This is a genomic window from Allobosea sp., from assembly GCF_036675845.1.
Classification (GTDB): domain Bacteria; phylum Pseudomonadota; class Alphaproteobacteria; order Rhizobiales; family Beijerinckiaceae; genus Allobosea.
Map to the genome: position 1 here is coordinate 24081 of NZ_JAKFED010000176.1, position 9835 is coordinate 33915.

Sequence of the window (9835 nt, forward strand, 5' to 3'; positions counted from 1 at the left end):
AAGCGGTTAGCCGGTGCTTGCTGAACGCCGGCTGAACGGGGCCCGGCGGCCTCGATCTCAGAACAGGTCGCCCTGCCCGCCCGGGGGCGCCGGCTTGCGCCCCGGTGGGCGTGGCATCACGGAGCCGCCCGGCACCACGGCGCCGAAGCTGCCATCCGCCAGCGTGACCTGAAGAGCCATACCCGGCCGGGCCGCCGCCGCCTGCCGCAGCAGGACGCCGTTCTCGTCGCGCACCAGCGCGTAGCCGCGGGCCAGCACGGCCTGGGGACCGAGCGAGGCGGCCAGCGTCCACAGCCCGTCGAGCCGGTCGCGGCGGCGCTGGACGAGGCGCGCGAAACCGGCCTGAGCCCGAGCCGCGACAGCTTCGAGCCGGTCGCCGGCGCGGGCGATCCGATCCTGCTCGCGCTTCACGACATTGCCGCGCGCCACGGTGAGTGCACGTGCCAGCGCATCGAGGTGCTTGCGCTCGCCGGCGAGGCGCACCAGCGGCGAATGCCGTGCGAGCCGCTGGACGGCCACCGCCAGCTTCTGCTCGTGCACGCGGGCATTGCGGGCGAGCGCCGGCCCGAGCTTCGCCGCGGCGAGGTCGAGCCGCTGGCGCGGGCCGGCGAGCAGGTTCTCCGGCGTCGGCAGAGCCCGGCCGAGCGAACGCAGTTCGTTGCGGCGGCGGTCGAACAGGCGCAGCGTCGCGCCCGCATGCCGGCGCGACAGGTCGCCGACCTGCGCCATCAGTTCGGCCCGCACCGGCACGACCTTCTCGGCCGCGCCGGTCGGCGTCGGGGCGCGCAAATCGGCGGCGTGGTCGATCAGGGTCCAGTCGGTCTCGTGGCCTACGGCCGAGACCAGCGGGATCAGCGAGGCGGCGGCGGCGCGGACCACCGCCTCCTCGTTGAAGCCCATCAGGTCCTCGAGCGAGCCGCCGCCACGCGCCACGATGATGACGTCGGGGCGCGGGATGCGGCCGCCCTCGGGGAGCGCATTGAAGCCGTTGATGGCATTCGCGACCTCGGCGGCGCTGGTTTCGCCCTGGACGCGCACCGGCCAGACCAGGACGCGGCGCGGAAAGCGCTCCTCGAGCCGGTGCAGGATGTCGCGGATGACGGCGCCGGTCGGCGAGGTGACGACGCCGATGGTCAGTGGCAGATAGGGGATGAGCTGCTTGCGGCCCTCGTCGAACAGGCCCTCCGCGGCGAGTTTCTTGCGACGTTCCTCGAGCAGCGCCATCAGCGCGCCGACGCCGGCCGGTTCCAGTGAATCGATGACGATCTGGTAGCTCGACTTGCCGGCGAAGGTGGTGATCTTGCCGGTGGCGATCACCTCAAGCCCCTCCTGGGGCCTGGTCTTCAGCCGGCCGAAGACGCCCTTCCAGATCACCGCGTCGATCTTGGCGTTGACGTCCTTCAGCGAGAAATAGACATGGCCGGAGGCGACCGGGCCGCGATAGCCCGAGATCTCGCCGCGCACGCGCACGAAGCCGAAAGCATCCTCCAGCGTGCGCTTGAGCGCTCCGGAAAGGTCGGAGACCGACCATTCGGGCGTGTTGGAGGGCTTGGTCTCGGGCGATTCGCTGTCCATGGCGCGACCTTAGCGGTGGGCGGCCCGGAGCTGAAGCGTTGCCCCGCCGGGGGATGGCAGCTATTGCGCCCTGAGAGGCCAGCAGCCAGCAAGCCCTCATCCGAGGAGCCGCGAAGCGGCGCCTCGAAGGATGGCTCCAGAGCGCACTGGAACCATCTTTCGAGACGCGATCTGCGATCGCTCCTCAGGATGAGGGCTTCAGGTGACACGACAGACTGGAGACGGCGCGATGAACATCCTTCTGATCGGTTCCGGCGGGCGCGAGCACGCCTTGGCCTGGGCGATCTCGGCCTCGCCGCTCTGCGACCGGCTCTATGTCGCGCCCGGCAATCCCGGCACCGCCGAATGCGGCGAGAATGTCGTGCTCGACATCGCCAACCATGCTGCCGTCGCCGACTTCTGCAAGCTGCAAGGCGTCGGCCTCGTCGTGGTCGGGCCGGAAGGGCCACTCGTCGATGGCATCGTCGACGATCTCGCGGCAGCCGGCATCAAGGCCTTCGGCCCGTCGAAGGCCGCCGCGCAGCTCGAAGGCTCGAAGGCCTTCACCAAGGAACTCTGCGCGCAGTTCGGCATCCCGACCGCGGGCTTCGCCCGCTTCTCGGACGAGGCCGCTGCGAAAGCCTATGTCGCGCAGCAGGGCGCGCCGCTGGTGATCAAGGCGGACGGGCTCGCCGCCGGCAAGGGCGTGGTGATGGCCGAGACGGCCGAGCAGGCCAACGAGGCGATCGCGATGATGTTCTCCGGCGGGCTCGGCGCCGCCGGCGCGGAGATTGTCATCGAGGAATGGATGATCGGCGAGGAGGCGAGCTTCTTTGCGCTCTGCGACGGAAGGAACGCGCTGGCGCTGGCCTCGGCCCAGGACCACAAGCGTGCCTTCGACGGCGATACCGGCCCCAATACCGGCGGCATGGGCGCCTATTCGCCGGCCCCGGTGATGACCAGGGCGCTGGAAGAGCGCGTCATGGCCGAGATCGTGCGGCCGACGCTCGCCGGCATGGCGAAGCGCGGCACGCCGTTCAAGGGCGTGCTCTTCGCCGGGCTGATGGTCACGGCGGAAGGGCCGAAGCTGATCGAATACAATGTCCGCTTCGGCGATCCTGAATGCGAGGTGCTGATGCCGCGCCTCAGGAGCGACATCGTGCCGGCGCTGCTCGCTTCCTGCGACGGTGTGCTCGGCTCCTTCGACCTGCGCTGGTCGGACGAGGCGGCGCTCACCGTGGTGCTGGCGGCCAATGGCTATCCGGGCACGCCGGAGAAGGGCAGCGTCATCAAGGGGGTGAAGAGGGCCGCGGCGCAGGACGATGTGCTCGTCTTCCATGCCGGCACGCAGGAGAAGGAAGGCGCTCTCGTCGCCAATGGCGGGCGGGTGCTCAATGTCGTCGGGCTCGGCAGGAACGTCAGCGAGGCGCAGGCGCGCGCCTATGCGGCGGTCGACATCATCGACTGGCCGGGCGGCTTCTGCCGCCGCGACATCGGCTGGCAGGCGGTGAAGCGCGAGCGCGAAGGCTGACAAAGCAGGCGAAGCAGCGTATATATCGCGCATCTTTCGATATATACGAGAGCGCCATGGCCATCCTGATCAAGGATCCGGAGACCGACCGCGTCGTCCGCGAACTCGCAGCGCGTACCGGCAGGACCATCACCGATGCCGTGAGGACAGCGGCAGAGCGAGAGCTCGCCGAACTCCCGCCGCGCAAAGGGCGGATCGACATGGCGAAGGTCGGGAGGCTGCTCGCCGAAATCGATGCCATGCCGAAGATCAACAGCCACCTCAGCGATGACGAGATCATCGGCTACGATGAGAACGGCGTTCCATCGTGATGGCATCGCCGATCGTCGTCGACAGCTCGGCGATCATCGCGATCCTGCTCAAGGAGCCGGAGCGGGCCAGGTTCATCGCAGCTCTGGATGACAGCGCCGACTCCTGCTGCTCGGTGGTCACCTTCGTCGAGGCATTCATGGTCGCGATGTCCCGCGTGCCCGGCTTCTCGCTGGAACGCTATATCGCGCTGATCGGAGGGTTCGGCATCAGGCGAATTCCCGTCGACGAGGAGCAGAGCGTAATATCCTCCGAAGCCTTCCTCCGCTTCGGCAAGGGCCGCCACCCTGCCAGGCTCAATCTCGGCGACTGCTTCTCCTACGCTCTTGCCAGATCCCTGAACGCGCCCCTGCTCTATAAGGGCGAGGATTTCAGCCATACCGACATCGCCTCGGCGGTCGCGACGGGAGCACGCCCATGACCAATATCGACCAGCTCTTCCCCGGTTTCGCGCCGCACTGGATCGACGGCCCGGTCGGCAAGATCTTCGCCCGCGTCGGCGGCGAGGGCCCGCCGCTGGTGCTGATCCACGGCTTCCCGCAGACCCATGCCGAGTGGCACGAAATGGCGCCGGAGCTGGCGAAGACGCACACCGTCATCTGCCCCGATCTGCGCGGCTATGGCTGGTCTACGGCACCGCATGGCGATGGCGGCAAGGCGCTCTACAGCAAGCGCGGCATGGGCGAGGACATCGTCGCCGTGGCGAGCGCGCTCGGCCACAACCGCTTCGCCGTGATGGGCCATGACCGCGGCGCCCGTGTCGCCTACCGCCTGGCGCTCGACCATCCCGGCCGGGTCGAGCGGCTCGTCCTGCTCGACATCCTGCCGACGCTAGCGATGTGGGAGGGCATGAACGCGGCGCGCGCCATGCAGGTCTATCACTGGACCTTCCTGGCCCAGCCCGAGCCGATCCCCGAAAAGCTGATCCAGGCCGACCCTGCCGGCTGGCTCGACCACACCATTGCGAGCTGGACGCGGGCCAAGGAACTCAAGGCCTTCCACCCGCTGGCGCTTGCGGCCTATGGCGAATCCTTCAACGACCCGGCCCGCATCCACGCCGCCTGCGAGGATTACCGCGCCGGCGCCACCACCGACCTCGCCCATGACGAGGCCGACCGGGCGGCGGGCAAGAAGATCCTCTGCCCGGTGCTGGCGCTCTGGGGCGAGGCCGGCATCCCGGCCAGGGGCGCAAGCCCGCTCGAGATCTGGCGCGAGACATTCGCGCCGCAGGCCGAGGGCCAGGCCATCGCCAGCGGGCACTTCCTGCCGGAGGAGAACCCGGAGGCGACGCTGGCGGCGGTGAAGGAATTCCTGGCTCGGACGCCGTGACGGCGCGGAGCGCACCATCGTCATTGCGAGCGAAGCGAAGCAATCCAGGAGGGCTCGCCAAGAGACCCGATCTTGCGCCCCCTGGATTGCTTCGTCGCTCACGCTCCTCGCAATGACGGAAACGGCCCGAGGCCTTGCAGATCTTGCCAATACGACATGAGCCCATGACGGTTTCGCCCCTCACGCAGGCCCAGCCGAGCGCCCCGCAGCCCGAGCTCGTCCTCGTGCTCGGCGCCGGCGGGGCGCGCGGGCTGAGCCATATCCTGGTGCTGGAAGCACTGGACGAGCTCGGGCTGAAGCCCGGGCTGATCGCCGGTTCGTCGATGGGCGCGATCGTCGGCGCCGCCTATGCGGCCGGCCTCTCGGGGCGCGAGCTGCGCGAGCATGTCGAGGTGACCTTCCGCGACCGCGCCCGCGTGATCGCCCGGCTGCTCGATGCCCGCGTCGGCAAGTTCGCCGATCTCTGGCGCGGATTCGGCAATCCGGTGCTGCTCGACGGCGAGCGCCTGCTCGACCTGTTCTGGCCGGAGAAGGTGCCCGACCGGTTCGAGGAACTCGGCATTCCCTTCCTGTCGGTCGCGACCGATTATCACCTCCATGAGGAGGTCGTGCTCGGTAACGGCCCGCTGACACCGGCCGTCGCCGCCTCGCTGGCGATACCGGGGCTGGTCCGTCCGGTGACGATCGGCGGGCGGGTGCTGATCGATGGCGGCGCGGTCAACCCCCTGCCCTATGACCGCCTGCTGGCTCCCGGCCGCATCGTGCTCGCCATCGACACCAGCGCGCCGGCGATGGTGAGCGACAGCCGCGTGCCCGAGCCGCTGGAGGCGATCGTCGGCGTCTCGCAGATCCTGACCCGGGCCCTGGTCCAGCGCATGGTCGAGCGCCACCCGCCCGACATCCTGATCCGGGCCGGCGGCGAAAGTTTCGGCGGGCTCGATTTCTTCAAGGCGCAGGCGATCCTCGATGCCGCCGCGCCGGTGAAGGAGGAGGTCAAGCGCAAGCTGTCGCAGGCGCTGGAGAAACGGGCTTAGCTATTCCCTTCAATCCCGATCTCCTCGTCATTCCGGCCGCAGCGAAGCGGAGCGCCGGAATCCATCGAAGGGCGTTGCGCTCTACGATGGATTCCGGATCTGCGCCGCTACGCGGCTTGTCCGGAATGACGGCCCAACTCTGTCGCGGACCCGGCAATTCCCGGCTCATCGCAACGGAAACCGGGCAACGCGACCTCCAGCGCCTCGCGGCCCGCATCGCTCAGCGCGACGGCGCGGCTGTCCTTTATGCGTTTTACCCAGCCGGCCTCGAAGCAGCGGCAGGCCAGGGCCGCGGCGAGCGAGCCGGCCAGATGCGGCCGCCGCTCGCTCCAGTCGAGGCAGGGTCGCAAGGGCGCGCGCCGGCTCTTCTGCGCCCCCGCCAGGTCGATGCCGAGGCCGGCGAAGATCGCGACGCCCGAACGCGCCAGCCCATAGCCACCCTCGGAAACCGAAAGATGCCCGCCATCGACCAGAGCGTCATGGATGGCGATGCCGAGCCTTCCGGCGAAATGATCGTAGCAGGTCCGCGCCTGGGCGAGATCGGCGCCGACGCGCGACGGCAGGCGTCGGCTCGGTTCGGCGCCGGACAGCACCATCAGCCCTTCCAGCGTAGCTGCGACCTCCGGCCCGGCGAGGCGGTAATAGCGGTGGCGCCCCTGCGCCGCGACGCCGAGCAGGCCGCCCTGCAGCAGCTTGGCGAGATGCCCGCTCGCCGTCTGCGGCGCGACGCCGGCGAGGAAGGCGAGCTCCTTGGCGGTCAAAGCGCGACCTCCCATCAGCGCCTGCAGCATGTTGGCGCGGGCCGGATCGCCGATCAGATGGGCGATCTCGGCGAGATAGGGTCCGTTCATGGCCATGGCTGGGCCTCCGCTTGCTGGCGCCATCATCGCCCATGCGAGCCCGCAGGCAAGCAGGGACGCTACGGCCGCGACCGTAGCATCGAGGCGCGACAGCGCGCGCCGGCACTGTCACAAGCAGCCCAGCAAATCCGACACCGCCACGGGCAGGATCATGGATCACACGACGCTCCTCCTCTTCATCACCGCGACCTTCGTGATCGCCGGCTTCGTCAAGGGGGTGATCGGGCTCGGCCTGCCGACGATCGCGGTCGGCATCCTCGGCGTGGTGATGGCGCCGGCCCAGGCGGCGGCGCTGCTGGTGATCCCCAATCTGGTGACCAATAGCTGGCAGCTCACCGGGCCGAGGTTCAAGGCGATCGCGCTGCGGCTCTGGCCGCTGCTGGCCGGCACCTGCCTCGGCACCTGGGCCGGCGCCGGGCTGCTGGAGAAGGCCAAGGACGGCTCGGCGACGCTCTGGCTCGGCATCGCTCTCGTGCTCTATGCGCTGGTCGGCCTGAAGGCGGCGAAGCTGCGCGTGCCGGCCGCACATGAGGCCTGGGCCGGCCCGGTCGTCGGCGTTCTCACCGGCATCTCGACAGCCGCGACCGGGGTCTTCGTGCTGCCGGCCGTGCCCTATCTGCAGGCGCTCGGCTTCGAGAAGGAGGAGCTGGTCCAGGCGCTCGGCCTGTCCTTCATCGTCTCCACCGTGGCGCTCGCCTTCGGCCTGGTCGGCGCCGGCGCGCTCGACTGGACGGTGGCGGGCTCCTCGCTGCTGGCGCTGCTGCCGGCGCTCGGCGGCATGTGGGTCGGACAGGCGATCCGGCAGCGGATCTCGCCCGCGACCTTCAAGCTCTGCTTCTTCGCCGGGCTGCTGGGGCTGGGGTTCTATCTGGTGGCGCGGACGCTCTGAAGCGACGGCCTTCCGCAGGCAGCTCGCCGGCTCAGATGCCGAATGCCGGCGGGTAGGTCACCGAACCGGCCTCGCCGGCCAGCGCGCCCGGAACCAGCTCCAGCGCCATGAAGGCCTCGCCCGAGAACGGCGAGGCCAGCCGGTTCGCCAGCGCCGCCGAGAAGCCGAAGCGCGGGTAATAGCCGGGATGGCCGAGCACGATCACTGCCTCGGCACCGGTGCGCCGAGCCTGCTCAAGTGCGGCCTCGATCAGGCGGCCGCCAATGCCCTGCCTCTGATGGCCAGGTAGGACGGCGACCGGCGCCAAAGCGAGCGCCTTGACCGCGTGCCCGTCCATGCTCGTCGGCAGCCAGCTCAGCAGGATGTGGCCGATGACGGCGCCATTGCTTTCGGCGACCAGTTCGACGGCGACAAGACCGTCACGGTGCAGGCGCGCGACGATGCCAACCTCCTCCTCACCGCCGAAGGCGGCACGGTTCAGCCCCGCGATGGCCTCGGCGTCGGTGGGCGTGGCGTTACGCAGCGCGATCGCAGCGGCCATCAGCGTCTCAGCCCGCGGCCCAGGGATCAATGACTTGCAGCCCCGCCGCGTGGAACGGCGCCGTGTCGCGCGTCGCCACTGCGAAACCATGCGCCGCCGCCGTGGCCGCGATATAGCCGTCCGGCAACGGCAGGCCCTTCCCGGCCAGCCGGGCTCGCGCGGCGATTCGCCCGTAGCAGCGCGCGGCTTCAGCGTCGAAGGGAAGGATGCGACCGCCAAACAGCGCTAGCAGCCCGTCCAGGCTCACGGCCAGCGCGTCCTTGCGGCGCCCCTGGGGCAGGCTCTCGATGCCGTAGAGCAATTCGGCAAGGGTCGCGCTGGACAGGTAGACCGCCTCGATGACCTGCTCGTCGAGCCAGGCGATCACGGCGGCGCTGGCCGAGGGCTTCATCGCCTCCGAGACGACGTTGGCGTCGAGGACGATCATTCGAAGCGCAGCGGCTCTGCGGGGGTCCGCTCGCGCTCCGGCAGCAAATCGTCATCGCGGAGCCCGGCGCGCCGGCCGATCTCGGCGAGCATGGAGCCAAGCCGGGGCCGTCCCGCCGGGCGGACCGCCTGCTCGATGATCTCGCGGATTTCGGCCTCGGTGCTGCGTCCGTTCTCAACGGCCCGGCGCTTGAGGGCGACATGCGTCGCTTCGGGGATGTTCCTGATGGTGACGGCGCGCATCGGGGCTCCTCCCTATCCTGTAGATGATATCATAGATTTCATTACGATATCAATTTCTCTACCGCCTTTCCCTGAAGAAGTCGCGCAACAGCGTCGCCGCCTCGCTCTCGCTCAACCCGCCATAGACCTCCGGGGCGTGGTGGCAGCTCGGGCTGGCATAGAGCCTGACTCCATTCTCGACCGCGCCGCCCTTGGGATCATAGGCGGCGAAATAGAGCCGGCGCAGGCGGGCGAAGGAGATCGCCGCCGCGCACATCGGGCAGGGTTCGAGCGTCACATAGAGATCGCAATCGACCAGCCGCTCGGAGCCGATTTCCTGGCAGGCGGCGCGGATCGCCAGCATCTCGGCATGGGCGCTGGGATCCTTCAGCTCCAGCGTGCGGTTGCCGGCGCTGGCGAGCACCTTCCCTTCCCTGACGACCACCGCGCCGACCGGCACCTCGCCGCGCGCGGCCGCGGCGCGCGCCTGCGCCAGTGCCAGCGCCATCGGCGATCCGGGCGTCTGGGAGCTGGGCGTCTCGGACATGGGCGTCTCGGACATGGGCTCGATGCGCCCTGCGTCGATGGATGTCATCGAACCCTCATCTTTGCCGCTCGCGGCGCGCCGCCGGCCCTGCTACAAGCGCCGGCTACGACCAATTTAGAGACGGCTCGCCTTGCGGACCCTGCGAACAGCATCGCGGCCTGCGAAGAGACTGCTCTTGGAGCCATCATGAGCGACGACAACAATCAGAAAAGCCGCGGCCCGCGCAAGGGCGGAAGCGGTGGCAGCGGCGGCGGACGCGATGGCGTCCCGCGCGGCGGCAAGCCGCCGGCCCGCGGCGCCGGCAAGCCGCCTTTCCGTTCGCGCGCGGGCGACGAGCGGCCAAGACGCGCCCCGGCCGAAGGGGCGGAGCGCCGTCTCGAGGGCGGACCTCCGGCCAAGCGCTTCGAGAAGAAGCCATTTCGTGAGCGCCCGAGCGGCGAGCGGCCGCCTCGCGAGGGCGGCGAGCGGCCCTTCCGCGAACGCAGCGGCGAGGGCCGTCCGGCAAGCCGGCCGCCCACACGCGCCGGCGAGCGGCCTTCTGGCGACAGGCCCGGCCGGTTCGAGCGGCCAAGCCGCGACGGCGCGCCGCGCCC

The 9835-nt window shown here is 69.8% G+C and carries 12 protein-coding genes and 1 pseudogene; 7 read left to right on the plus strand and 6 right to left on the minus strand.

Annotated features, from left to right (window positions below; genetic code table 11):
- Window positions 1-57: 57 nt before the first annotated feature.
- Entirely contained in the window at window positions 58-1575 is a 1518-nt protein-coding gene (gene xseA, locus V6M56_RS19345) for an exodeoxyribonuclease VII large subunit (protein WP_332686040.1), read from the minus strand.
- Between the two features lie 229 nt (window positions 1576-1804).
- On the opposite strand from xseA, the gene purD reads away from it, so the two are divergent.
- The 5 genes from purD to V6M56_RS19370 all read left to right on the plus strand — a co-directional run bounded on the left by purD (window position 1805) and on the right by V6M56_RS19370 (window position 5757).
- Entirely contained in the window at window positions 1805-3085 is a 1281-nt protein-coding gene (purD, locus tag V6M56_RS19350) for a phosphoribosylamine--glycine ligase (protein WP_332686042.1), read from the plus strand.
- A gap of 56 nt (window positions 3086-3141) precedes the next feature.
- The gene (locus V6M56_RS19355; RefSeq protein ID WP_332686044.1) at window positions 3142-3396 is read left to right on the plus strand and encodes a type II toxin-antitoxin system VapB family antitoxin; all 255 of its coding nucleotides are present in this window, start codon (window positions 3142-3144) and stop codon (window positions 3394-3396) included.
- Window positions 3396-3815: a type II toxin-antitoxin system VapC family toxin gene (locus tag V6M56_RS19360; protein ID WP_332686066.1), complete on the plus strand. Its 420-nt coding sequence runs from the start codon at window positions 3396-3398 to the stop codon at window positions 3813-3815. Before V6M56_RS19355 ends, V6M56_RS19360 begins: the two co-directional genes overlap by 1 nt.
- Window positions 3812-4723: an alpha/beta fold hydrolase gene (locus V6M56_RS19365; protein WP_332686046.1), complete on the plus strand. Its 912-nt coding sequence runs from the start codon at window positions 3812-3814 to the stop codon at window positions 4721-4723. The genes V6M56_RS19360 and V6M56_RS19365 overlap by 4 nt, the downstream gene beginning before the upstream one ends.
- Before the next feature lie 164 nt (window positions 4724-4887).
- Window positions 4888-5757, plus strand: a complete 870-nt coding sequence (locus V6M56_RS19370; protein ID WP_332686048.1) for a patatin-like phospholipase family protein — start codon at window positions 4888-4890, stop codon at window positions 5755-5757.
- Window positions 5758-5864: 107 nt separating this feature from the next.
- Here the strand turns inward: V6M56_RS19370 and V6M56_RS19375 are convergent, their stop codons facing one another.
- Entirely contained in the window at window positions 5865-6614 is a 750-nt protein-coding gene (locus tag V6M56_RS19375; RefSeq protein WP_332686050.1) for an ArsR/SmtB family transcription factor, read from the minus strand.
- A 154-nt stretch (window positions 6615-6768) separates the two neighbouring features.
- Here V6M56_RS19375 and V6M56_RS19380 point away from each other — a divergent pair, with 154 nt between their 5' ends.
- Window positions 6769-7506 carry a sulfite exporter TauE/SafE family protein gene (locus V6M56_RS19380; protein WP_332686052.1) on the plus strand — a complete coding sequence of 246 codons (738 nt, stop codon included), beginning with the start codon at window positions 6769-6771 and terminating at the stop codon, window positions 7504-7506.
- 31 nt (window positions 7507-7537) lie between these two features.
- Here the strand turns inward: V6M56_RS19380 and V6M56_RS19385 are convergent, their stop codons facing one another.
- Genes V6M56_RS19385 through V6M56_RS19400 form a run of 4 tightly spaced genes read right to left on the minus strand, consistent with a single transcriptional unit; the run spans window position 7538 to window position 9242 of the window.
- The gene (locus tag V6M56_RS19385) at window positions 7538-8047 is read right to left on the minus strand and encodes a GNAT family N-acetyltransferase (protein ID WP_332686054.1); all 510 of its coding nucleotides are present in this window, start codon (window positions 8045-8047) and stop codon (window positions 7538-7540) included.
- 7 nt (window positions 8048-8054) lie between these two features.
- A complete protein-coding gene (locus tag V6M56_RS19390) occupies window positions 8055-8474 on the minus strand; it encodes a type II toxin-antitoxin system VapC family toxin (RefSeq protein WP_332686056.1) in 420 nt (139 codons plus the stop codon).
- Complete coding sequence (locus V6M56_RS19395) at window positions 8471-8716, minus strand: FitA-like ribbon-helix-helix domain-containing protein (protein WP_332686058.1); 246 nt, start codon at window positions 8714-8716, stop codon at window positions 8471-8473. The genes V6M56_RS19390 and V6M56_RS19395 overlap by 4 nt, the downstream gene beginning before the upstream one ends.
- Before the next feature lie 58 nt (window positions 8717-8774).
- A complete protein-coding gene (locus V6M56_RS19400) occupies window positions 8775-9242 on the minus strand; it encodes a nucleoside deaminase (RefSeq protein WP_332686060.1) in 468 nt (155 codons plus the stop codon).
- Between the two features lie 186 nt (window positions 9243-9428).
- Here V6M56_RS19400 and V6M56_RS19405 point away from each other — a divergent pair.
- A pseudogene (locus V6M56_RS19405) lies at window positions 9429-9835 on the plus strand (hypothetical protein); the annotation flags it as partial.

Coding starts and splice junctions, on each gene's coding strand:
- xseA (WP_332686040.1), bottom strand. CDS start 1,575: ATGGACAGCGAATCGCCCGAGACCAAGCCCTCCAACACGCCCGAATGG.
- purD (WP_332686042.1), top strand. CDS start 1,805: ATGAACATCCTTCTGATCGGTTCCGGCGGGCGCGAGCACGCCTTGGCC.
- V6M56_RS19355 (WP_332686044.1), top strand. CDS start 3,142: ATGGCCATCCTGATCAAGGATCCGGAGACCGACCGCGTCGTCCGCGAA.
- V6M56_RS19360 (WP_332686066.1), top strand. CDS start 3,396: ATGGCATCGCCGATCGTCGTCGACAGCTCGGCGATCATCGCGATCCTG.
- V6M56_RS19365 (WP_332686046.1), top strand. CDS start 3,812: ATGACCAATATCGACCAGCTCTTCCCCGGTTTCGCGCCGCACTGGATC.
- V6M56_RS19370 (WP_332686048.1), top strand. CDS start 4,888: ATGACGGTTTCGCCCCTCACGCAGGCCCAGCCGAGCGCCCCGCAGCCC.
- V6M56_RS19375 (WP_332686050.1), bottom strand. CDS start 6,614: ATGGCCATGAACGGACCCTATCTCGCCGAGATCGCCCATCTGATCGGC.
- V6M56_RS19380 (WP_332686052.1), top strand. CDS start 6,769: ATGGATCACACGACGCTCCTCCTCTTCATCACCGCGACCTTCGTGATC.
- V6M56_RS19385 (WP_332686054.1), bottom strand. CDS start 8,047: ATGGCCGCTGCGATCGCGCTGCGTAACGCCACGCCCACCGACGCCGAG.
- V6M56_RS19390 (WP_332686056.1), bottom strand. CDS start 8,474: ATGATCGTCCTCGACGCCAACGTCGTCTCGGAGGCGATGAAGCCCTCG.
- V6M56_RS19395 (WP_332686058.1), bottom strand. CDS start 8,716: ATGCGCGCCGTCACCATCAGGAACATCCCCGAAGCGACGCATGTCGCC.
- V6M56_RS19400 (WP_332686060.1), bottom strand. CDS start 9,242: ATGTCCGAGACGCCCAGCTCCCAGACGCCCGGATCGCCGATGGCGCTG.